Genomic DNA, 21,323 nt, shown 5'->3' on the forward strand with positions numbered 1-21,323 from the left:
CATGAGCACCACCACTTCCCCTGTCGCAAAGCCCCAGGGCAAGCGCGGCCTGTCCGCACTGCTTGCGCTGGCGCTGGCCGCCGTGCTGCTGGTCGGCGTGAACATGCTGGCCGACCGGCTGCTGTCCCGCGCCCGCATCGACCTGACGCAGAACCGCCTCTACACGCTGTCCGAAGGCACGCGGCAGGTGCTGCAGGGTCTACATGACCCGGTCACCTTCCGCGTCTTCTATTCCCGCCGCCTCGGCGCCGCGATCCCGCTCTATGGCGCCTATGCCGAACGCGTCCGCGCGATGCTGGAGGAATATGCCGCCGTCTCCGGCGGCAAGGTGCGGCTGGAATTCTACGACCCGGAGCCCTTCAGCGAGACCGAGGACCGCGCCATGGCGCTCGGCATCCAGGGCGTGCCGGTGGATCAGTCCGGCGAGCAGGTCTATTTCGGCCTGGCCGGCGTGAATCTCCTCGACGATGAGCGGACCATTCCCTTCTTCCAGCCGGATCGCGAACGCTTCCTGGAATACGACCTGACGCGGATGGTGTGGGAGCTTTCCAATCCCACGCGGCCGGTGCTGGGCGTCATCTCCTCCCTGCCGCTGAACGGCGATCCGCGGGCGATGATGATGCGCCAGCCCGGCGTGGGTCAGCCCTTCGTGGTGATGAACCAGCTGCGCAACTTCTACACGGTGCGCGACGTGGCGATCGACGCGCAGGTGATCGAGCCCGATGTGCAGGTGCTGCTGGTGGCGCATGCCCAGAACCTGTCGGAGGCGACGCTCTACGCCATCGACCAGTTCGTGATGCGCGGCGGGCGGCTGATCGCGCTGACGGACCCGCATAGCGAAAGCCAGGCCTCCCGCCCCTCTCCCGGCCAGCGGCCGGCGACGGACACCTCCTCCTCCCTGTCGCGGCTGCTGAATGCCTGGGGCGTGGAGGCGCCTTCGGACAAGGTGGTGCTGGACCTGCGCGGCGCCTGGCGCGTGCGGGCCGATCCGCGCGACCGGGTGCAGGCGGTGGACTACGTGGCCTGGTACAACGTGCCGACCGATGGGCTGAACCGCACGGAGGTCGCCACCGCCGAGCTGCAGCAGGTCACCGTCGCCTCCGCCGGCGAGGTGCGGCGGCGCGAGGGATCGACGGTGGAATTCACCCCGCTGGTCACCAGCAGCACGCGGTCCATGCTGGTGGACGCCGCCGCAGTGCGGACGGACCCCAGCCCGACGCGCCTGCTGTCGGATTTCCGTCCCGACGACACCAGCCGCACCATCGTGGCCCGCATCCGCGGCCCGCTGACCAGCGCCTTCCCGGCGCCGCCGGCGGTGCCCGAGGGCGCCGAGCGCCCGGCCGATTTCCCGGCCCATCGCGCCAGCACGGAAGGCCCGGCGAACCTCATCGTCGGCAACGACGCCGATATCCTGGAGGACCGCTTCTGGGTCCGCACCCAGGACTTCTTCGGCCAGCAGGTGGCGACGCCGATCAGCGACAACGGCGCCTTCCTGATCAACCTGGCCGACAGCATGGCGGGCGGCGAGGCGCTGGTCTCGCTGCGCTCCCGCGGCGAATCGCTGCGCCCCTTCGCCCTGGTGGACGACATCCGCCGCGACGCCGAGGCCCAGTTTCGTCAAACCGAACGAGGCCTGACGGAGCGGCTTGAAGCGACCGAGCGCCGCCTGCGCGAGCTGCGCCAGGGCGGCGGGCAAGGCCAGGCCAATGCCGTCATCACGCCGGAGCAGCGCGCCGAGATCGACGCGGCGCGCGCCGAGATCGTCCGCACCCGTGGCCAGCTGCGCCAGGTGCAGCTGGAACTGCGGCGCGATATCGAGCGGCTGGAGACCTGGCTGCGACTGGCGAATATCGCGCTGGTCCCGGCGCTGCTGACGGTCTTCGCCATCGGCCTCGGAATTTTCCGAGCGCGTCGCCGTGCGGGAGCGCGCGCATGAAGCGCCGCACGCTCCTCGCCCTCGGCGGCACGGCGGCCGCCGCGGTCGGCGCCGCCATCCTGCTGACGCCGGATCGCGCCGCCCCGCCGCCGCCCTCGGCCAGCGACCTGGCCTTCCCCAACCTGGCGCCGCGACTGGCCAATGCCGCGACCATCGAGGTGAAGCGCCATGACGGCACGCTGCTGGTCCGCCGCGCTGGCGAGGCCTGGGTGCTGCCGGCCAAGGCCGACTATCCTGTGCGGCCGGAAAGGGTGCGCGAATTGCTGGTGGGCCTGACCGAGCTGCGCCTGACCGAGCCGCGCACCGCGAACCCCGAAATGCTGGACCGGCTGGGCCTCGAAGATCCCACGCGGCCCGCCGCCACCTCCTCCCTGCTCCGCGTGCTGGATGCCCAGGGCGCGGCGATCGCGGAGCTGGTGGTGGGACGGCGCCGGGTGCGGGTGCAGGGCAATGTACCGGAATCCGTCTATGTCCGCCGCCCGTCCGAGAACCAGGCCTGGCTGGCGGAGGGACGGCTGCCGCTGGATGCGGACCCGAACCTCTGGATCGACCGCGACCTGGCCAATATCCCGCGCGACCGGGTGCGTGGCGTCAACATCCATCGCCAGAACGAGCCGCCGCTGATCCTGCGCCGCGGCGCCGATACCGACGCACCGCTCGCGGTGGTGGAGCCCACCGAGACGCCGGCGCTGGACGAGATCAGCCTGGACGAGGTGGCGCGCGGCTTCGAGTTCCTGACCTTCCTGGATGTCCGCAAGGCCACGGAGATTCCCGGCGAGCGGCTCGGCGAAGGCCGCTTCGAGCTCACCGACAATCTCCGCATCACCGTCACCGCGCACAAGGATGGCGAGACGCTCTGGGCGACGCTGGCGGCGGAGGGCGACGAGGAGGCGGATCGCCTGAACGCCCGCTGGCGCGGCTGGGCCTATCAGCTCGGCCAGTGGAAGGAGAAGGCCTTCGTGCCGCGGCTGGAGGATCTGCGGAAGCAGGAGGCCAGCGCCCCCGCCCCCGCCGCGCCGGGCGCCGACGCCCCCGCCACCGTCACGCCGACCGAGACCCCCGACCCGCCAGCCGCCGCCGCGCCGCAGTGAGCGAAAATCCCCGCGAATACCCGACCCGCCCCTGGGTCGGCATCGGCGTGGTGCTGCTGCGCGGGGAGGAGGTGCTGCTGATCCGCCGCGGCCGCCCGCCGCGCATGGGCGAATGGTCCCTGCCCGGCGGCGGCCAGCGCCTGGGCGAGACCGCCGAGGCCTGCGCCCGCCGCGAATTGCTGGAGGAAACGGGGGTGGAGGCCGGGCCGCTGGAACTGGTGGCGGTGGTCGATGCCATCACCCCGGGCGAGGCCGGCCGCGGCCCGCGCTTCCACTACACCATCATCGACTTCGCCGGCCGCTGGCTGGCCGGCCAGGCCCGCGCCGGCGGCGACGTGTCCGAGGTCGCCTGGGCCCCGCTGGATGCGCTGGCGCCCTTCCGCCTATGGCCGGAGGCCCTGCGCGTCATCGCCCTGGCTCGCCAGCGCGTCCCGCAGGAAGCCGGCCGGCCCGGCGCCGCCGGCTGACGCCCGTGCCTATCGCCGCCGCGCCAGCCCGGCCAGCAGCAGCAGGGCGCCCAGCGCCGCCGGCACCAGCCAGGACGGCGCCTCCAGCACCGGCAGGAAGACCCAGTCCCACAGTTCGGGCGCGATGCGACGCTGCACCCCGGCCTGCAGCGTATTGAGGAAGGCGGGCCAGAGGCGGAAGATCACCGCCCCCAGCGGCGTCCCGCCTCCGAACCACAAGGCCAGCGCGGCGCCGCCGACCAGCGCCACCAGGCCGAGCGTCTTCAGGCCCAGAGCCTCTCGCTCTGCAGGTTGCTGTAGAGGCCCGCGACGAAGTCGCCATAGCCGTTGAACAGCTTGGTCGGCACGCGCTCATTGCTGCCGATCAGCCGCTCCGTCGCCTGGGACCAGCGCGGATGCGGGACCTGCGGATTCACGTTGGCCCAGAAGCCGTATTCGCTGGCCTGCAGCGTTTCCCAGAAGGAGACGGGGCGCTGGTCGGTCAGGGTGATGCGAGCGATCGACTTGCCGGACTTGAAGCCATATTTCCACGGGAATACCACGCGGAAGGGCCCGCCATTCTGCGGCGGCAGCGGGCGGCCGAACAGGCCCACGGGCATGAAGGTCAGCTCGTTGCCGGCTTCCTCGATGGTGCAGCCCTCGATATGTGGCCAGGGGTACCAGGACTGGCGCAGGCCGGGCATCACCTCGGGCTTCTGGGCGGTTTCGAAGCGCACGAACTTGGCCGAACCCAGCGGCTTCACGATGTCGAGCAGCTTCGAGAGCTGGAAGCCGGTCCAGGGCACGGTCATGCCCCAGGCCTCGACGCAGCGCAGGCGATAGACGCGCTCCTCCAGCCCGATGCGGCGGATCAGGTCGTCCACGTCGAATTCGCCGGGGCTTTCGACCATGCCCTCCACCTTCACGGTCCAGGGCCGTGTCGGCATCTTCAGCGCGCTGGTCCAGATGCCCTTGTCGCTGCCGAATTCGTAGAAGTTATTGAAGGTCACGGCATCGCGCTCGGGCGAGATCGCGCGCTCGGCCGGGTAGCGCGTGTTGCGCATGGCCGGCGGCAGGTCCGGCAGCTCGGCCGGCAGGCGGGTCCAGGGGTCGGCGGGTTCGCTGCGGCGCCAGAACTGGGCCTTCGCGACGGTGGGCGCGAGCATGGCGCCGGCACCGGCGGCGGCCATCAGGGCGCGGCGGTTCAGCACCAGGTGTTCGGGGGTCGCCTGGCTTTCCGGGATCTCCCAGCCGCGCGGTCGCTTGATCAGCATGGTGGTCTCCGCCTTGGGTCGTCTCTACAGCTTCGGTCGACCCAGCCTTCCGTCAAGGACGGGGCAGGATCGCGGTGGGTGGCAAATCCGGTCGCGTCTCGATGCGGAAGGCGCGATAGCGCTCCGCCTCGATGCCACGCCGGGCACGGACCAAAGGCCCATCCTCGCGCTCGACGAGCTCGGCTCCGGGCCAGTCGGGCGCGCTATCCCGTCTTTCGCTCTGCACCAGCAGGCCGGTTACGCCGGGGACGGGGCGCGGCAGGTTAAAAAGCGCCCATCGGGGATTCAGTGCCAGCACGGGGATGCCGGGCGGCAGGTGCAGCGCGAGTTCCGCCGCCAGGCCATATTCCTCGGCCGCGACAAAACCGGCGCCGATCCGCCGGCGCTCGGCCTCCACCGCCTGCGCCAGCTCCGGCCAGCCGCCGAGGCGCGCCAGCGTCGGGTCCTGGCGACGGCCGAGCGGCAGCGGCGCGAAGGCGGCCTGGAGATAGACCGCGAGCGCCAGGACGAAGCCCAGGATCACCGCCGGCCGCCGCAGCCGGGCGAGGCGCGGGGTGAGGAAGGCCGCCGCGGCGATGCAGGCGGCCGGATACAGGATGGCGGGCCAATTGCCCTGCACGCGGCTGCCGGTCGCCTGCCACAGGAACAGCGCCGCGCCCGGCAGCACCAGCGCCGCCAGCAGCGCGGCCGCCGCATCGCCCCGCCAACGCCGCGCCGCCACCGCCACGCCCACCACGCACAGCAGGAAGACCAGCGGCGTGGCGAGGCCGATCTGCCCGCCCACAAGCTCGCCGAGGTAGCGCAGGGTGAAGCCGGCCTCATCCGTTCCGGCGCGGCCGCCCTGCTTCGCGAAGGAAGCCCAGCCGTTCCGCGCGTTCCACAGCACCACCGGCAGGAAGACCAGGCACGCCAGCGCACCGCCGGCATAGAGCCGCCAGTCCCGCCACCAGCGCCAGGCGTCGCGGCTGGCCAGCAGCCAGATCACCACGCCCGCGCCGAGCAGAACGGCCGTGTATTTGGAAAACAGCGCAAGTCCTGCCAGCACCCCGAAGGCCAGCCACCAGCGCCCATCCTGCGACGCATGCAGCCGCGCCAGCGCCCAGAGTGCCGCGGTCCAGAAGACCAGCAGCGGCAGGTCCGGCGTGATGAGGATGCCGCCGACGCCCACCAGCAGCGTCGCGTTGAACAGCGCCGCCGCCCAGACGCCCGGCCGCCTGTCTGGAAACAGCGCATCCGCCGCTCGCGCCAAAAGGACGGAGGCCACGGCGATGGCGATCGGCCCCACCAGCCGGATACCGAAGGCGTTCTCGCCCGCCAGCAGCGTGCCCGCGCGGATGAACCAGGCGACCATCGGCGGATGGTCGAGATAGCCGCCCTGCAGGCTGCGCGACCAGACCCAGTAATAGGCCTCGTCCGGCGCCAGCGGCACGAAGGCCGCGACCACCAGCCGCAGCGCCGTCACCGCCAGCAGCAGAGCCAGCGGCATCACCGGGCGCGCCACACCAGGGTGGAGGACACGGCGTAGTTCCAGACCACGGTGATCAGCGCCCCCGCCGCCCCCGCCATGCCCCAGGCCAGCGCGCCATCCCGCACCAGCAGCCCGGCGATGCCCACATTGGCCGCGGCGCCGATGCCGCAGACCAGGTAGAAGATGGCCAGCCCCCGCCACAGCGCAGCGCCGCGCAGCCGCGCATCCCGATAGGTGATGCGGTTGTTCAGCACGAAATTCGCCGTCATCGCCACCAAGGTGGCGCCCCATTGCGCCGCCTGGAAGCCCAGCGGCCCGACCAGCAGCGCCAGCGCCGCCATATGCACCAGCAGGCCGAGCGCGCCGACCGTGGCGAAGGACAGGAAGCGCAGCGGCACGACGCCGCCCGTCGCCTTGTCCAGCAGCAGGCCGGCGAATTCCAGAAGCACCGTGGCGTCGAGCTTGCTTTCGCCGGCCAGGCGCGAGCGGAAGCTGTAGGGCACTTCCGCCACCGTCAGCTTCCGGCGGGCCGAGAGCAGGATATCCAGCAGGATCTTGAAGCCCCGCCCGGTGAGCTTCGGCGCCACCTCCTCCACCAGGTCCCGTCGCACCAGGAAGAAGCCGCTCATCGGATCGGCCACCGGCACCGGCAGCAGCAGCCGCGCCAGCTTCGCCCCGCCATCCGAGAGTGCGCCACGCGCGGCGGAAAATCCGCCCTCGGCCGCGCCGCCCGCCACATGCCGGCTGCCGATGGCGATATCCGCCCCCTGCTCCACCGCCGCCAGCAGCGCCGGCAGGATGGTCTCGTCATGCTGCAGGTCGCCATCCATCACCGCGACGAAGGGTGCGGAGACGGAAAGGAACCCTTCCATGCAGGCGGAGGCCAGGCCGCGCCGGCCGATGCGGCGGATGCAGCGGATGCGCGGATCCACCGCAGCGATGGCGCGCGCCGCCGCCGCCGTGCCATCCGGGCTGTCGTCGTCGACGAAGACCGCTTCCCAGGCGAGGCCCGCAAGCGCCGCGTCCAACCGGGCGACCAGGGGGGCGACATTCGCGGCCTCGCGGAAGACCGGGATGATGACGGACAGGTGGGCGGGCGGATGCGCGTTCACCCGCGCCGTCTAGCCTGCCGCCCCCGGCGCCGCCAGCTTCCGGCATCCCGCCCGGATCCTCCCCTGGATCGGGCCCGGGGCGTCCCCCGCGAATCTCCCGGTATTTGTCTTTCAATGCAGAGAAAATTAATGTCTGATGCTACCTGCAGTTGCCAAAGATTAAATGTTGCCACCCTGGAGAGAAGCGAGACCAGCCTTGTCGTCCGCCGCTTTGCCTGCGAACGAGGACGAACGCCTCCAGGCGCTGCATGCCACCGGCATCCTCGATACCCCGCCCGATGCGCGTTTCGATGCCTTCGCCCGGTTGGCGGCGCATCTCTGCGGCACGCCGATGGCCTTCGTTTCGTTGATCGATACAGATCGTCAATGGTTCAAGGCAGCCATCGGCCTGGATCTGCGGGAAACGCCGCGCAGCACCGCCTTCTGCGCCCATGCCATCCTGCAACCCGACCGCGTGATGGTGGTCGAGGATGCGTCGCAGGATCCCTGCTTCCGCGATAACCCGGTGGTCAGCGGCCCGCCGCATCTGCGCTTCTACGCCGGCGCCCCGATCATCGACCGCGAGGGCCATGCGCTCGGCACCCTCGCGGTGGCGGACCACGCGCCGCGCAGCCTTTCCCCCGCCACCGCCCGGGCCCTGTCCGACATCGCCCAGGGCGTCGCTGCCGCCATCGAGCTGCGCAGCAGCCTCGATCTCGCCCGGTCCGCGGCGCTGCGCGACCCGCTGACCGGCCTCGGCAACCGGCCCCTGTTCGAGCAGCGGCTGGAGGAGGCGATTGCCCGGGCGCGGGGGCCGGAGGGCCATGCATTCGCCGTCTTCTGCCTGGACCTCGATCGCTTCAAGGCGGTGAACGATCTGCTAGGCCATGCCGGCGGCGATGCCCTGCTGCGGGAAGCGGCGCGGCGGCTCACCGCCTCGGTCCGCACGACGGATACGGTGGCACGCCTCGGCGGCGACGAATTCGCCGTCATCCTCTCCGGCCCCGTGACGCATCAGGAGGCCGAGGCGCTGGCGGTGCGGCTGATCGAGGCGCTGAGCGCGCCCTTCGAATATGACGGACAGCCGGTGCCGATCCGCACCTCCGTCGGCTATGCGCTGGCGCCGGCCGATGGGCTGGATTCTGATGCGCTGATGCGGCGCGCCGACAATGCGCTCTACGCCGCGAAGAACCAGGGCCGCGGCCGGCAGATGCGCTTCGACCCGGCGATGGAGGGCCAGCTCGCCGGCCGCCAGGCGCTGGAGCGGGACCTGCGCGCGGCGCTGGCCCATGGCGCCTTCCGCTTCGAATGGCAGCCGGTGGCGGATGCCAATACCGGCCGCATCGTCAGCTGCGAGGCGCTGCTGCGCTGGGACAGGCCGGGCCACGGCCCGGTCTCCCCTTCCGTCTTCGTGCCGATCGCGGAATCCTGCGGCCTGGGCGGCATGCTGGACGAATGGGTGCTGCGGGAGGGTTGCCGCCTGGCCGCCGCCTGGCCGCAGCCGCTGAAGGTGGCGCTGAACGTCTCCGCCTCCCGCTTCCATCTCGGCGGGCTGGCCGGGCTGGTCGCCAGCATGCTGCGCGATTCCGGCCTGGCGCCGGACCGGCTGGAGCTGGAGGTCACCGAGGGCACGCTGATCAAGGACGAGGCGGCGGCCGCGGTGACGATCGAGGAGCTGCACGTGCTGGGCGTGCGGGTGGCGCTCGATGATTTCGGCACCGGCTATTCCTCGCTCGGCTATCTGCATGCGCTGCCGCTCGACAAGGTGAAGCTGGACCGGTCCTTCATCCGCGACATCGATGGCAGCGAGCGGGCACGCAATGTCATCCGCGCCGTGCTGCAGCTGTGCCGCGGCCTCGGCATCAAGGCCTGCGCGGAGGGGGTGGAGACCGAGTCGCAGCTGGATTTCCTGCGCGCCGAGGGCTGCGACCTGATCCAGGGCTATCTGATCGGCCGCCCCGCCGCCGACCCGCCCCTCGCCACGCCCGAGCCACCGGCACAGGGCGGCTGGAAGCTGGCGGCGCGACCCGAAATCGCACCCGTCGCGCCACGGCTTGCCTCGCGCAACAGCCGCTGGGGCCGTGGCGTGCGGCGCCGCTGGGCCGGCTTCGCCCTGCTGGCCATGCTGCCCATGCTGGTCGTGTCCTCCTGGCTTTTCGAAACAGAGAGCAACGACCGCATCGCCGCCGCCGAGACCCAGTCACTGAGCGTCGCGACCCAGGGGGCGCGGGAGGTGGTGGCGCGGATCGACCAGGCGCGCATCCTGCTGACGGCCCTGGGCCGGGTACCGGAGGTGACGGCCGCCTTCCAGGGCGGCGATGCGGCGCCCTGCGGCGCCTTGCTGCGGGAGATCGCGGCCACCGCGCCCTGGCAGCATTCCCTGGCGGTGATCGCGCCCGATGGCAGCCTGCGCTGCACCAGCCGCGCCCCGGCCCTGGCCAATTACGCCGGGATTCCGCAATTCCAGGCGGTGCTGCGCAGCCGGCAGGAGGTCTTCTCCGACCTGCGGGAGCCGGCACAGGGCGGCACGCCGGCGGTCTTCCTGATGGTGCCGGTGCTGGCCGAGGATGGCAGCGTCCAGGCGGTGATGAGCGCCGGCCTGGATCCGAACTGGCTGATGCGCAGCATCGCCCACAGCGCACCGCCAGGCTTCCGAGTCGCCGTGGTCGACAGCGCCGGCCGGCTGGTGGCGCTGTACCGCCCGGACCAGGCCGCCGAGACCGCGCCTGGGGGCGAGCCGGGGGCCCAGGCGGGTGCCCAGTCGGGCGCCCAGCCGGGGCGCGATGTCAGCCGCCACCCGGCGGTGGTGGCCGCGCTGTCCGGGAATGCGCCCGGCGTGCTGCGGGCGCAGATGTTCGACGGCGTGCCGGGCATCTTCGCCTTCGCGCCGCTGGGCACCAGCGGGGCCCGGGTGATCGTCGGCATCGACGAGGAGCGCCTGCTGGCCCCGGTGCATCGGCGCCGCCAGCTTTCCTACCTGCTGCTGGGACTGGGCAGCCTGGTGCTGCTGGGCCTGGTGCTGGTGCTGGGCGAGGTGATGGTGCTGCGGCCGATTCGCCGGCTGGGCCATACCGTGGACCGGCTGGCCGATGGCGACCTTTCGGCGCGCGTCGGGCTCGACATGCGCATCGCCACGCCGGAACTGTCGGCGCTGGCCAGCCGGTTGGACCATATGTCCGGACGCCTGGCCTCGGCGCTGGAGACGGCGCGCGCGGCGAGCGCGGTGAAATCCCGCTTCCTCTCGGCCGCGAGCCATGAGCTGCGCACGCCGCTGAACGGCATCCTGGGCTGGGCGCAGCTGCTGCTGCGCGACAAGTCGCTGGCGCCCGACCATCGGGAACAGGTGAAGACCATCGCGGAGGCCGGCGAGCACCTGGCCAGTGTGGTGGGACGCCTGCTGGAAATCAGCACCATCGAGGCCGGGCGCGCCGAGGCACCACGGCTGGAGCCCACCGATGCGGCAGCCCTGGCGCGGTCCTGCATCGACCTGCTGCGGCCGGGCGCGGACCAGAAGGGGCTGTCGCTGCGGCTGGAAGTGGCCGCGGATGTGCCGCGGCTGGTGATGATGGACCGCGCGCGGGTGCGGCAGATCCTGCTGAACCTGCTGGGCAATGCGGTGAAGTTCACCGAGGCCGGCGGCGTCACGCTGCGCCTGTCCAAGCCGCTGGATGGCCGCCTGCGCTTCGATGTCTGCGACACCGGCCCGGGCGTCTCCCCGCTGCTGAACGGGCGGCTGTTCCAGGATTTCGTCCGCTATGACCCGCGCGGCACCGGGGCGGCGGGCTCCGGCCTCGGCCTTGCCGTCTCGGCGCGCTTCGCGGCGCTGCTGGGCGGGCAGATCGAATACGAGCCGGCGCCGGGCGGGCGGGGCAGCGTCTTCTGGCTGGAACTACCGGCCCTGGCCGTGGCGGACGAAGGCGCAGGGCCCGGCCCGGCTTCCGGCGCCCGGCCGGCCGCGCCGCTGGTGCTGCAAGGCCTGCTGCAGCCCATGCCCGCCAATGCGGTGCCGCTCGCGCCGCCTGCGCCCGCGCCGCCCCCGGCCGCGCCAGGATCCCGCCGCCGGCTGCGCATCCTGGCCGCCGACGATGTGGCGGCCAATCGCCTGCTGCTGCGCGCGACGCTGGAGGCCGTGGGCCACAGCGTGGAGCTGGTGGCCGATGGCGGAGAGGCGGTGGAGGCCGTGGCCCGCGCGCCCGGCAGCTACGACGTGGTGCTGATGGATGTGCAGATGCCGGGCATGGACGGGCTGGAAGCCACCCGCCGCATCCGCGCCCTGCCTGGCCAGATCGGCCGGCTGCCGATCCTGGCCGTCACCGCCGGCGCCTTCCGAGAGGATATCGCGGCCTGCCACGCGGCCGGCATGGATGGGCATGTGGAAAAGCCGATCCGCGTGGCGACGCTGGAGCAGGCCCTGGCCGAGGCGGTGGGCGCCACCCCGGAACTGGCGCGCCGCGCCTCGGCCTGAGGCGCGGCGGCTGCTCATCCTCGCGGCGCCGGGATGCGGCGCGGCGCCAGGCGCAGTAGCAGCCATCCGACCAGGCCTGCGGTGAGCGAGCCCATCAGGATGCCGATCTTCACCTGGTCCTGCAGCAGCGGGGACTGGGCGAAGGCCAGCAGGCCGATGAACAGGCTCATGGTGAAGCCGATGCCGCAGAGCAGCGCGATGCCGAGCAGCTGCGTCCAGCTTGCCCCCATCGGCAGCTCCGCCCAGCCCAGGCGAATGGTCAGCGCGGCGAAGCCGAAGACGCCGATCAGCTTGCCCACGACCAGCCCCAGGGCGACGCCCAGGGTCAGGTTGCTGCCGAGCGTCGCGAGGGTCACGCCCTCGAAGCTGACGCCGGCATTGGCGAAGCCGAAGATCGGGATGACCAGGAAGGCGACCAGGCCGTGCATGCCATGTTCCAGCCGGTGCAGCGGCGATTCCGCCACGCGGTCCGGCGCCGCCGGGGCGGGGCGTAGCGGGATGGTGAAGGCCAGCAGCACGCCCGCCACGGTGGCATGCACGCCGGAGCGCAGCACCAGCAGCCACAGCACAGCGCCGAGCAGCAGGTAGGGCCACAGCTTCAGCACGCCGGCCCGGTTCATGGCATAGAGCCCGGCCAGCACCGCCACCGCCAGGCCCAGGTCGAGCATGGACAGCGCGCCGCTGTAGAAGACCGCGATGATGGCCACCGCCCCCAGGTCGTCGATGATCGCCAGCGCCGTCAGAAAGACCTTGAGCGAGGTCGGCACGCGCGAGCCCAGCAGCGAGAGCACGCCGAGCGCGAAGGCGATGTCGGTCGCCGCCGGGATCGCCCAGCCGCGCGAGGCCTCGGGGTCGGCGCCGTTGAAGGCCAGGAAGATCAGCGCCGGCACCACCATGCCGCCCAGCGCCGCGATGCCCGGCAGCGCGCGGCGCGACCAGGAGGAGAGCTGGCCGTCCAGCACCTCCCGCTTGATCTCGAGGCCGACCAGCAGGAAGAAGATCGCCATCAGCCCGTCATTGATCCAGTGCAGCAGCGACAGCGGGCCGATGTAGCTCGACAGCGCGCCGAAATAGGCCGGCGCCAGGGGCGAATTGGCCACCACCAGCGCCAGCAGCGCGGTTCCCATCAGCACCAGCCCGCCCGAGGCCTCATTGGCCATGAACTCCCGCAGCAGGGAGATGGGGCGTGTCCCTCGGCGGGAAGCTTGGTCGGCCATGCGGATGAAAGTCCTTCTGTTCCTCGAAGCGCCCAGGCGGCCTGATGATGGCGGTGCCGCGGCCCCTGCCGGTCCGGCACGCACTACCGCCCGCCCCCCCTGGCGGAAAGCCGCGCGTTCCTTGCCCCTGCATTAACGCCAGATGGAGAGATTGCAACCTAAAGCGGCGTGGGCTTGCACCGAAAGCGGCGGGGGCTTGTGCCGCAAGCGGCGGGGGCTTGCGCCACGAGGGGGCGGCCGGCCCGCATGATTGACAGGCAGGGGGCGTGGGCGAAGACTCCCGGACGCTCAAGGAGGAGGCCAGGACATGGCTCTGACACTCGAAGCCTTCGCCGCGCAGTGCAAGGCCGCTTTGCAGGACACGCCCGGCACGCCGGGCCGCGAGAAGGTCTGCGCCCTGGTGCGGGAGGCCTTGAAGGACGCGGATTTCGTCGCCGCCCAGATCCCCGAGGGCACGCCGGAGCGCCAGGTGCTCTATGAGGATCCGGAGCTCGGATTCACGCTGCTGGCGCATGCCTATGCCGGCGCCAAGACCAGCGGCCCGCATGACCACGGCCCCAGCTGGGCCATCTATGGCCAGGCCGCGGGCGAGACGGTGATGAGCGACTTCGACTGCATCAGCCGGCCGGATGGGCTGAAATCCGGCAAGGCGCTGCGGGTGCGCGACTATACGCTGCGCCCGGGCGATGCGCATCTCTATGAGCCGGGCGTGATCCATGCCCCCCGCCGCGACGGCCCGACCCGCCTGCTGCGGATCGAGGGGATGAACATGGATCGCGTGAAGCGCCTTCCCTATACCGAGGTCCAGGCCGCCGAGGCCTGACGGCGGCGCCCGGCTCTCCGGGCGAACCGGGGCGCCCTTTCCGTGTTCTGGCCGGTGCCATGACCCGGAGGAGGACGCCCATGCGGACCACCAGCCTGTGCCTCGGCGCGCTGCTCGGCGCGCATCTGCTGCTCGCCCCGGCCGCCTCCCAGGCCCAATCCCCGGCCCCGTTGACCTATGCCCAGCCCCTGGCGCCGGAGGCGGTGACGCGGGTGCAGGAGAAGCTGCGGGAGGCCGGCGCCTATTCCGGCCGCCCGGATGGCGTCTGGGGCCCCAGCAGCCAGGCGGCGCTGGAGCGCTTCCAGCAGAACCGCGGGCTGCAGGCCACTGGCCAGTTGAACCAGGCCACCGCCACCCTGCTCGGGCTGAACCCGGCCGAGCTGGTCGCCACCGGCCCCGGCGCGGTTTCCGCCCCTGCCCCGGCCGCCGCCCAGACCCAGGTGCTGAGCGAGGCGGCGGTGCGGAATGTCCAGGGCCGGCTGCGTGCCCTGGGCTTCTACCGTGGCGAGCAGGACGGCATCTGGGGGCCCAGCACCCAGGCGGCGATCGAGCGCTTCCAGCAGGGCGCCGGCCTGCAGGCGACCGGGCAGCTGACGCCGGTGACCGCCGCGGCGCTCGGGCTCGATCCCAACAACCTGGCGGCGCCGCCGCGCTGAAGCGGCTGACGCAGCGGCGCGACGCCAGCCCAGGACGAAACCTGCATGCGGGCGCGGCTGAAACCAAACCAGGCTCTCCGCCGCCCGTTCAGGATGCATCCAACCGGGAAGGGTGCCGAAAATGCTCAAATGGGCCGTGATATTCGCCGTCGTGGCGCTGGTGCTCGCCGTGCTGGGGTTCGGGGGGCTGGCCGGCGCGGCCATCGAGATCGCCAAGCTGCTGTTCTGGCTGGCCATCATCATCGCCGTGATCCTCTTCGTGCTTGGCTTCACCGTCTACAAGAAGGTGACCTGAGCCGAACAAGGCGCCGGGCTGCATCACCGCAGCCCCATCGGGACTGGCTGCTGCGCCAGTCGCGTGCCGGTCCAGCCCCGGCACGAAGCGCCTTGAACCAATCCGCCGCCTGGTCGTTCAGGCTTCGGATGCAGCCGTGCGGAAGGCGCCCTCGGCGGTGACGGAGGACGCGAAGATCGAGACACGGCGGCAACCCATGCCCCTGGCGGAAAGAACGGGCCGCATCCTCGCCGCCTTCGGCGAGCGGATGGAGCTGGGTTCCGTCATCCTGCTGCTGCTGGTGGCGGGCAGCGCCTGGGGCTTCGTCGAACTTGCCGATGCCGTGTTCGAAGGCGAGACCGCGGCGATCGATCGCGCGCTGTTGCTCGCCCTGCGCTCCCGCGCCGATCCGGCCGACCCGCTTGGGCCCGGCTGGCTGGTCGAGATGGGGCGGGATGTCACGGCGCTGGGCGGCGTGGCCGTATTGGTGCTGGTGACGCTGGCCGTCACCGTCTTCATGGCGCTGCGCCGGCTGTGGCATGCGGCGGGGTTTCTCCTGGCCGCGGTGGGCAGCGGCATCCTGGTCAGCGTCGTGCTGAAGGCCGCCTTCGAGCGTCCCCGCCCGGACCTCGTGCCGCATGGTTCCTACGTCGCCACGGCGAGCTTCCCGAGCGGCCATTCCATGATGGCGGCCGTTGTCTACCTGACGCTCGGCGTGCTGCTCGCGCGGGTGGAGCCGGACGGGCGCGTGAAGGTCTTCGTGCTCGGCTGCGCCGCGCTGCTGACCCTGCTGGTGGGCGTCAGCCGGGTCTATCTCGGCGTGCATTGGCCGACCGATGTGCTGGCAGGCTGGACCGTCGGCGCGGGCTGGGCGCTGCTGTTCTGGCTGATGGCAAGGGCGCTGCAGCGCCGCGGCCAGATCGAGACCGATACGGGCCATTAGCCTCGCGCTCAGCCTTCCAGCAGGAAGGGCAGGCTGGCGTCCCGCAGCGCCTCGGGATGCGAATAGTTCATGCCATGCGCCGCGCCGGGGACGAAGACGAGGCGCGCCCGCGGCATCAGCCGGGCCATGCGCTCGGCCCAGCCGCGCGGCACCAGGTAGTCCCGGGCGCCGACGACGATCAGGCTGGGTGCCGCAACGCCCGGCAGCCCCGCCGCCATGCGATAGCGGCTCATGTGCAGGAAGGTCCGGAGGTAGCGCCACAAGCCGGTCCGCGCATATTCGGCCAAAGCGAGCGGCAGAAGCGAAGGCCGCTCGTACAGCGAGGTCAGCAGGAACTGCGCCACCTGCCGTGGCGCGGAGGCATGTTCCGGATCCGGCGTCGGCCCCTGCAGCACGAGCCGCGCCACGAGGTCCGGCCGCTGCAGCGCCAGCTCCACCAGCACCTCGCAGCCGAGCGAATTGCCGACCAGCATGGCACGCCGGATGCCCATGGCATCCATCCAGCCCGCCAGCGCCAGCGCCATGCCCGGCACGGTGAGGGTCCGGTCCGGGTCGCCGCTGCGCCCGAATCCGGGCAGGTCTGGCGCGGCCACCGCGAAATCGCGGGAAAGGCAGCGCGCCAGCGGGGCCATGTAGCGGCTGGACATGCCGAGGCCATGGACCAGCACCACCGGCAGGCGCCCTGCCCCCTGTGCCGGCCCCGGCGCGACCAGCGCATGCAGCGGGACGCCCCGCACCAGGCTCCAGCGGCTGGAGAGCCGATTCGGCCCAAACCCCTGCGGCAGGACACGGCGCGCAGCCTGGCGCCCCAGCAGGAAGCCGGCGAGGCAACCCACGACCGCAAGCCCCGTCCAGACGGGCTGCCCCGGCAGGATCCCGCGCGGCTTCACGTCAAAGGGCCGCCGGGGCTTCGATTGATCTGCTGTTCTTTCGGCGAGATCCGGTGCCGGACGGAACTGGTGAGCCCGGTGGGACTCGAACCCACGACCCCATGATTAAAAGTCACGTGCTCTACCGGCTGAGCTACGGGCTCGGGGCGCGGCCCGGAGGGGGCCGCGCGGAGGCGTGTTAGGCGTCGGCAGCCGGGGTGCTGTCAACCCCTTCGCCGCCCGCGGCGGGCCCTTCGCCGCCCGCTTCCGGCGCCGCGGCGCCGGCCAGGCGCATGGACTTGATGCGGTCCGGATCGCGCGCGATGCCGTTCGGCCCCTGGCCGCGCTTGATTTTGTCGACCAGCTCCATGCCATCCACCACCCGGCCCCAGATGGTGTACTGGCCATCCAGGCTCGGCGCCGGCGCGAACATGATGAAGAACTGGCTGTTGGCGCTGTTCGGGTTGTTGGTGCGCGCCATGCCGCAGGTGCCGCGCAGGAACTTCGCCTTGGCGGGCGGGCTGAACTCGGCCGGCAGGTCCGGATGCTCGGACCCGCCGGTGCCGGTGCCGGTCGGGTCGCCGCCCTGGGCCATGAAGCCTTCGATCACGCGATGGAAGGGCGTGTTGTCGTAGAAGCCGGCGCTGGCCAGGGCCTTGATCCGCTCCACATGGGCGGGGGCCAGGTCGGGCAGCAGTTCGATCGTCACCGTGCCGCTCGAAAGCTCCAGCAGCAGGGTGTTCTCGGGCGCGATGGAAGCGCTCATGGGTCTCGATCCTTCCGTATGTCTTCTTAGCGTCGCGAGAGAGAAGCGGCCTCAGCGCACGTCGGCGGCAACGCGCATGGCGCGAATGCGGTCCGCCGGCGGCGGCACCATGCCGGAGGGCCCCTGCCCACGCTTGATCTTGTCCACCGCCTCCATCCCCGCCACCACGCGGCCCCAGATGGTGTACTGGCCATCCAGGTTGGGCGCCGGCGCGAACATGATGAAGAACTGGCTATTGGCGCTGTTCGGGTTGCTGGTGCGCGCCATGCCGCAGGTGCCGCGCAGGAAGCGGGCGCGGTTGGCTGGCGTGAACTCGGCGGGCAGGTCGGGCAGGTCGGACCCACCCGTGCCGGTGCCCGTGGGGTCGCCGCCCTGGGCCATGAAGCCCTCGATCACGCGGTGGAAGGGCGTGTTGTCGTAGAAGTTGCGGCGCGCCAGCACCTTGATGCGCTCCACATGGCGCGGCGCCAGGTCCGGCAGCAGCTGGATGGTCACGCGGCCATCCTTCAGCTCCATGAACAGCGTGTTCTCGGGGTCCGTCGGCGTCTGCGCCTGCGCCAGGCCCGCGCCGAGGAAGGGCGTGGCGACGCCGGCGCCGAGCAGGCTGCGGCGGAGCATCTTGGGTCCGGTCATTCGGCGGCATCCTTGCGATGGCGCACGCGCGCCAGCGTGCGTTCCAGGGTCAGCTTCGGCACGAAGGAGGTGACGTCGCCCCCGAGGGTGGCGACCTCCTTCACAAAGCGGGAGGAGATGAACTGGTTCGTTTCGCTGGCCATCAGGAAGACGGTTTCGACATCCGGCGCCAGGCGGTGGTTCATGCCCGCCATCTGGAATTCGTAGTCGAAGTCGGACACCGCCCGCAGCCCGCGGATGATCATCCGCGCACTGGACTGCCGCGCGAACTCCACCAGCAGGCCGGTGAAGGGCACCACGACGATCTCGCTGCCCACCTCGGCCGCAATCATATCCGTCTCCGCCCGCACCAGCTCCACCCGCTCATCCAGCGAAAACAGCGGGCCCTTGCCGGAATTGATGGCGACGCCCACCACCAGCCGGTCCACCAGCCGCGCGGCGCGGGCGATGACGTCCAGATGGCCGTTGGTCACCGGGTCGAAGGTGCCCGGATAGATGCCGATGCGCTTCTCAGACATCCGCGCCGCCCTCCGTCTCCGGCGTTGCATCGGGTTCGGCCAGCGATTCCGGCGCATCCACCGCCGCCTCCACCTGCGCCTCGACCTCCTCCACCACCGGGAAGCAGGAGGTCACGCGCTCCGTCTCGCCCAGGCGCAGCAGCGTCACGCCCATGGCGCTGCGGCCGGTGACGCGGATCTGGTCGGCCGGCAGGCGGATCAGGCGCCCGCCATCGGTCACCAGCATCACGCCATCGCCCGGGCGGACGGAGAAGGTGGCCACCACCTCCCGCCCCGTGCGCGGGCCGAGGGTGATATTGGTGATGCCCTGACCACCGCGGCCGGTGACGCGGTACTCGTAGGCGCTCGTGCGCTTGCCGAAGCCGCGATCGGTGACCACCAGCAGGATCTGCTCCAGGCGGTCGAGCTCGGACAGGCGATCCGCCGAGACCGGCCCGGCATCGGCATTGCCTTCCTCGGCCTCCTCGGCCGTGGCGCTGGCCGCGGCCTCGGCTTCCGGCGCCACATCCTCCCCGGCCGCGCGGCGGCGCTGGGCGCTGTGGCGCAGGAAGGCGGCGCGCTCATCCGGCGAGGCGTCGACATGCGTCAGCACGGCCAGCGAGATCACCTCGTCCTTGTTCAGCAGGCGGATGCCGCGCACGCCGCTGGAATCGCGGCCGGCGAAGACGCGCAGCTGATCCGATTCCGCCTGGAAGCGGATGCAGCGGCCGTTGCGGGTCGCCAGCATCACATCGTCGCCCTCGCGGCAGGTGGCGACACCGATCAGGCTGTCGCCCTCGTCCAGCTTCATGGCGATCAGGCCCATGGCGCGGACATTCTTGAAGTCGGAGAGCTTGTTGCGGCGGACATTGCCCTGGGCGGTGGCGAAGACCAGGTGCAGGTTCTCCCACAGCCCTTCGTCCTGCGGCAGCGGCAGCACCGCCGTCACCTGCTCGCCATCCTGCAGCTGCAGCACCTGGCGCAGGCTGCGGCCACGCCCAGTCGCGCCGCCTTCCGGCAGCTGCCAGATCTTCTCGCGGAAGGCGATGCCGCGCGAGGTGAAGAACAGCACCCATTGATGGGTATGCGCGACGAAGCTGCGGACGACGATGTCATCCTCCCGCGTCGCCGCGCCGGAGCGGCCGCGGCCGCCGCGGTTCTGGCTGCGGAAGACGTCGAGGCCGGTGCGCTTCACATAGCCATCGCGCGTCAGGGTCACCACCATGGTGCCCGGCTCGATCAGGCTCTCGTCGTCCTGGTCGGCGATGCCGTCGACGATGTCGGTCATTCGCGGCACGGCGATCTGTGCCCGCACCGCCACCAGCTCCTGCGCCATCAGCTCCATGCGCCGGGGGCGGGAGGAGAGGATGTCCAGCAGCTCCTTGATGGTGCCGGCGACCTCCGACAGCTCGGAGTTGATCTTCTCCCGCTCCAGCCCGGTCAGGCGGCTGAGCGTCAGCGCCAGGATGCCGCGCGCCTGCTCCTCGGTCAGGCGGACCGTGCTGGCCTCGCTGATCGTGTTGCGCACGTCATCGACCAGCTCCAGCAGCGGCACCACATCGGCGGCCGGCCAGTCCCGCGCCATCAGCTCGGCGCGCGCGGTCGCGGCATCGGGCGCGGCGCGGATCAGGCGGATCACCTCGTCGATATTGGCCACCGCGATGGCCAAGCCGATCAGCTGGTGGCCACGGTCGCGCGCCTTGGCCAGGCGGAAGCGCGAGCGGCGCAGGATCACCTCTTCCCGGAACTTCAGGAAGGCCATCAGCGCGTCGCGCAGCCCCATCAGCCGCGGACGCCCTTCGTCCAGCGCCACGAAATTCACGCCGAAGGAGGTCTGCAACTGGGTGAAGCGGTAGAGCTGGTTCAGCACCACCTCCGGCGTCGCATCCTTCTTCAGCTCGACGACGATGCGCAGCCCGTCGCGGTCGCTCTCGTCGCGCAGGTCGGAAATGCCTTCCACCGCCTTGGCGCGCACCAGCTCCGCGATCTTCTCGATCAGGGTGGACTTGTTGACCTGGTACGGGATTTCCGTGACCACGATCATCGACCGCCCGCCGCGCATCTCCTCGATCGTCGCGCGGGCGCGCAGCGGGATGGAGCCGCGGCCGGTCTCAAAGGCGCTGCGGATGCCGGCGCGGCCGAGGATCAGCCCGCCGGTCGGAAAGTCCGGCCCCGGGATGATTTTCATTAATTCATCGAGGCTGGTGTTCGGCTCTTCGATGAGTTTCAGGGCCGCGTCGATCACCTCGCCCGGATTGTGCGTCGGGATGTTGGTCGCCATGCCGACGGCGATGCCCTGCGCGCCATTGACCAGCAGGTTCGGGAAGGCGGCCGGCAGGACGCGCGGCTCGCTTTCGGTTTCGTCGTAGTTCGGCTGGAAGTCGACCGTATCCTCGTCGATCCCCTCCAGCAGGGCGGAGGCGGCGCGGGCCAGGCGGACTTCCGTGTAGCGCATCTGCGCCGGCGGATCGCCGTCCATCGAGCCGAAATTGCCCTGGCCATCGATCAGCGGCACGCGCATGGAGAAGTACTGCGCCATCCGCACGGTCGCGTCGTAGATCGAAGCGTCGCCATGCGGATGGTACTTGCCCATCACGTCGCCGACCACGCGGGCCGATTTGCGATGCGGCTTGTCTGCCACATAGCCGGATTCATGCATGGCATAGAGGATGCGGCGATGCACCGGCTTCAGCCCGTCCCGCGCATCCGGCAGGGCGCGCGCGACGATGACCGACATGGCGTAGTCCAGGTAGGACCGGCGCATCTCCGCCTCGAGCCCGACCGGTTCGATCTCATTCGGCCCGGGGGTGGGGTCGCCCGGCGGCGGTGACGTGTCGCTCAACGCGGATTCCTCATCGATGGCCCCTGCGCGGC

The 21,323-nt window shown here is 71.3% G+C and carries 18 protein-coding genes and 1 tRNA gene; 8 read left to right on the forward strand and 11 right to left on the reverse strand.

Features of this window, described 5'->3' with window-relative positions:
• The first annotated feature begins 1 nt into the window (after position 1).
• Genes J3S20_RS19625 through J3S20_RS19635 form a run of 3 tightly spaced genes read left to right on the forward strand, consistent with a single transcriptional unit; the run spans position 2 to position 3,494 of the window.
• A complete protein-coding gene (locus J3S20_RS19625) occupies positions 2-1,936 on the forward strand; it encodes a Gldg family protein (protein ID WP_216838218.1) in 1,935 nt (644 codons plus the stop codon).
• The gene (locus J3S20_RS19630) at positions 1,933-3,027 is read left to right on the forward strand and encodes a DUF4340 domain-containing protein (protein ID WP_216838219.1); all 1,095 of its coding nucleotides are present in this window, start codon (positions 1,933-1,935) and stop codon (positions 3,025-3,027) included. Before J3S20_RS19625 ends, J3S20_RS19630 begins: the two co-directional genes overlap by 4 nt.
• Entirely contained in the window at positions 3,024-3,494 is a 471-nt protein-coding gene (locus tag J3S20_RS19635; protein ID WP_343215258.1) for an NUDIX hydrolase, read from the forward strand. The genes J3S20_RS19630 and J3S20_RS19635 overlap by 4 nt, the downstream gene beginning before the upstream one ends.
• A gap of 9 nt (positions 3,495-3,503) precedes the next feature.
• On the opposite strand, the gene J3S20_RS19640 is transcribed toward J3S20_RS19635, so the two are convergent.
• Genes J3S20_RS19640 through J3S20_RS19655 form a run of 4 tightly spaced genes read right to left on the reverse strand, consistent with a single transcriptional unit; the run spans position 3,504 to position 7,327 of the window.
• Positions 3,504-3,743 carry a hypothetical protein gene (locus J3S20_RS19640; protein ID WP_216838220.1) on the reverse strand — a complete coding sequence of 80 codons (240 nt, stop codon included), beginning with the start codon at positions 3,741-3,743 and terminating at the stop codon, positions 3,504-3,506.
• Between the two features lie 14 nt (positions 3,744-3,757).
• Positions 3,758-4,747, reverse strand: a complete 990-nt coding sequence (gene msrP / locus J3S20_RS19645) for a protein-methionine-sulfoxide reductase catalytic subunit MsrP (RefSeq protein ID WP_216838221.1) — start codon at positions 4,745-4,747, stop codon at positions 3,758-3,760.
• Between the two features lie 52 nt (positions 4,748-4,799).
• Entirely contained in the window at positions 4,800-6,233 is a 1,434-nt protein-coding gene (locus J3S20_RS19650; RefSeq protein ID WP_216838222.1) for a glycosyltransferase family 39 protein, read from the reverse strand.
• Entirely contained in the window at positions 6,233-7,327 is a 1,095-nt protein-coding gene (locus J3S20_RS19655; RefSeq protein WP_216838223.1) for a glycosyltransferase, read from the reverse strand. Before J3S20_RS19655 ends, J3S20_RS19650 begins: the two co-directional genes overlap by 1 nt.
• Positions 7,328-7,538: 211 nt before the next feature.
• Between J3S20_RS19655 and J3S20_RS19660 the strand changes: the two genes are divergently transcribed.
• Positions 7,539-11,771 (forward strand): EAL domain-containing protein, encoded by a 4,233-nt coding sequence (locus tag J3S20_RS19660; RefSeq protein WP_216838224.1) that lies wholly within the window; start codon positions 7,539-7,541, stop codon positions 11,769-11,771.
• A 14-nt stretch (positions 11,772-11,785) separates the two neighbouring features.
• Here the strand turns inward: J3S20_RS19660 and nhaA are convergent, their stop codons facing one another.
• Positions 11,786-12,988, reverse strand: coding sequence for a Na+/H+ antiporter NhaA (nhaA, locus tag J3S20_RS19665; RefSeq protein ID WP_216838225.1), 1,203 nt, complete (start codon positions 12,986-12,988; stop codon positions 11,786-11,788).
• A gap of 307 nt (positions 12,989-13,295) precedes the next feature.
• On the opposite strand from nhaA, the gene J3S20_RS19670 reads away from it, so the two are divergent.
• From J3S20_RS19670 to J3S20_RS19685, 4 genes are all read left to right on the forward strand, one after another.
• Complete coding sequence (locus tag J3S20_RS19670) at positions 13,296-13,811, forward strand: cupin domain-containing protein (protein ID WP_216838226.1); 516 nt, start codon at positions 13,296-13,298, stop codon at positions 13,809-13,811.
• An 80-nt stretch (positions 13,812-13,891) separates the two neighbouring features.
• On the forward strand, positions 13,892-14,467 hold the full coding sequence (locus J3S20_RS19675; protein ID WP_216838227.1) for a peptidoglycan-binding domain-containing protein: 576 nt from the start codon (positions 13,892-13,894) through the stop codon (positions 14,465-14,467).
• Positions 14,468-14,588: 121 nt separating this feature from the next.
• On the forward strand, positions 14,589-14,762 hold the full coding sequence (locus J3S20_RS19680; protein WP_216838228.1) for a DUF1328 domain-containing protein: 174 nt from the start codon (positions 14,589-14,591) through the stop codon (positions 14,760-14,762).
• A gap of 136 nt (positions 14,763-14,898) precedes the next feature.
• Positions 14,899-15,684 carry a phosphatase PAP2 family protein gene (locus tag J3S20_RS19685; protein WP_343215259.1) on the forward strand — a complete coding sequence of 262 codons (786 nt, stop codon included), beginning with the start codon at positions 14,899-14,901 and terminating at the stop codon, positions 15,682-15,684.
• Positions 15,685-15,692: 8 nt separating this feature from the next.
• Here the strand turns inward: J3S20_RS19685 and J3S20_RS19690 are convergent, their stop codons facing one another.
• The 6 genes from J3S20_RS19690 to gyrA all read right to left on the reverse strand — a co-directional run bounded on the left by J3S20_RS19690 (position 15,693) and on the right by gyrA (position 21,213).
• Positions 15,693-16,574: an alpha/beta fold hydrolase gene (locus J3S20_RS19690; RefSeq protein ID WP_216838229.1), complete on the reverse strand. Its 882-nt coding sequence runs from the start codon at positions 16,572-16,574 to the stop codon at positions 15,693-15,695.
• A 67-nt stretch (positions 16,575-16,641) separates the two neighbouring features.
• A tRNA-Lys gene (locus tag J3S20_RS19695) sits at positions 16,642-16,717 on the reverse strand.
• Positions 16,718-16,752: 35 nt separating this feature from the next.
• Positions 16,753-17,319 (reverse strand): peptidylprolyl isomerase, encoded by a 567-nt coding sequence (locus J3S20_RS19700; protein ID WP_216838230.1) that lies wholly within the window; start codon positions 17,317-17,319, stop codon positions 16,753-16,755.
• 51 nt (positions 17,320-17,370) lie between these two features.
• Complete coding sequence (locus tag J3S20_RS19705; protein WP_456305705.1) at positions 17,371-17,835, reverse strand: peptidylprolyl isomerase; 465 nt, start codon at positions 17,833-17,835, stop codon at positions 17,371-17,373.
• A gap of 113 nt (positions 17,836-17,948) precedes the next feature.
• Entirely contained in the window at positions 17,949-18,470 is a 522-nt protein-coding gene (gene coaD, locus J3S20_RS19710; protein ID WP_216838231.1) for a pantetheine-phosphate adenylyltransferase, read from the reverse strand.
• On the reverse strand, positions 18,463-21,213 hold the full coding sequence (gene gyrA / locus J3S20_RS19715) for a DNA gyrase subunit A (RefSeq protein ID WP_246603104.1): 2,751 nt from the start codon (positions 21,211-21,213) through the stop codon (positions 18,463-18,465). The genes coaD and gyrA overlap by 8 nt, the downstream gene beginning before the upstream one ends.
• Positions 21,214-21,323: the final 110 nt, after the last annotated feature.

The sequence above is a fragment of the Falsiroseomonas tokyonensis genome (assembly GCF_019024325.1).
Classification (GTDB): Bacteria; Pseudomonadota; Alphaproteobacteria; order Acetobacterales; family Acetobacteraceae; genus Falsiroseomonas; species Falsiroseomonas tokyonensis.

What these genes read in the sequence shown, in the direction of transcription:
- gyrA (WP_246603104.1), bottom strand. Translation starts at nt 21,213, where the DNA reads ATGCGCCGGTCCTACCTGGACTACGCCATGTCGGTCATCGTCGCGCGC.
- J3S20_RS19650 (WP_216838222.1), bottom strand. Translation starts at nt 6,233, where the DNA reads ATGCCGCTGGCTCTGCTGCTGGCGGTGACGGCGCTGCGGCTGGTGGTC.
- J3S20_RS19625 (WP_216838218.1), top strand. Translation starts at nt 2, where the DNA reads ATGAGCACCACCACTTCCCCTGTCGCAAAGCCCCAGGGCAAGCGCGGC.
- J3S20_RS19675 (WP_216838227.1), top strand. Translation starts at nt 13,892, where the DNA reads ATGCGGACCACCAGCCTGTGCCTCGGCGCGCTGCTCGGCGCGCATCTG.
- nhaA (WP_216838225.1), bottom strand. Translation starts at nt 12,988, where the DNA reads ATGGCCGACCAAGCTTCCCGCCGAGGGACACGCCCCATCTCCCTGCTG.
- J3S20_RS19705 (WP_456305705.1), bottom strand. Translation starts at nt 17,835, where the DNA reads ATGGAGCTGAAGGATGGCCGCGTGACCATCCAGCTGCTGCCGGACCTG.
- J3S20_RS19700 (WP_216838230.1), bottom strand. Translation starts at nt 17,319, where the DNA reads ATGAGCGCTTCCATCGCGCCCGAGAACACCCTGCTGCTGGAGCTTTCG.
- J3S20_RS19630 (WP_216838219.1), top strand. Translation starts at nt 1,933, where the DNA reads ATGAAGCGCCGCACGCTCCTCGCCCTCGGCGGCACGGCGGCCGCCGCG.
- J3S20_RS19680 (WP_216838228.1), top strand. Translation starts at nt 14,589, where the DNA reads ATGCTCAAATGGGCCGTGATATTCGCCGTCGTGGCGCTGGTGCTCGCC.
- J3S20_RS19670 (WP_216838226.1), top strand. Translation starts at nt 13,296, where the DNA reads ATGGCTCTGACACTCGAAGCCTTCGCCGCGCAGTGCAAGGCCGCTTTG.
- msrP (WP_216838221.1), bottom strand. Translation starts at nt 4,747, where the DNA reads ATGCTGATCAAGCGACCGCGCGGCTGGGAGATCCCGGAAAGCCAGGCG.
- coaD (WP_216838231.1), bottom strand. Translation starts at nt 18,470, where the DNA reads ATGTCTGAGAAGCGCATCGGCATCTATCCGGGCACCTTCGACCCGGTG.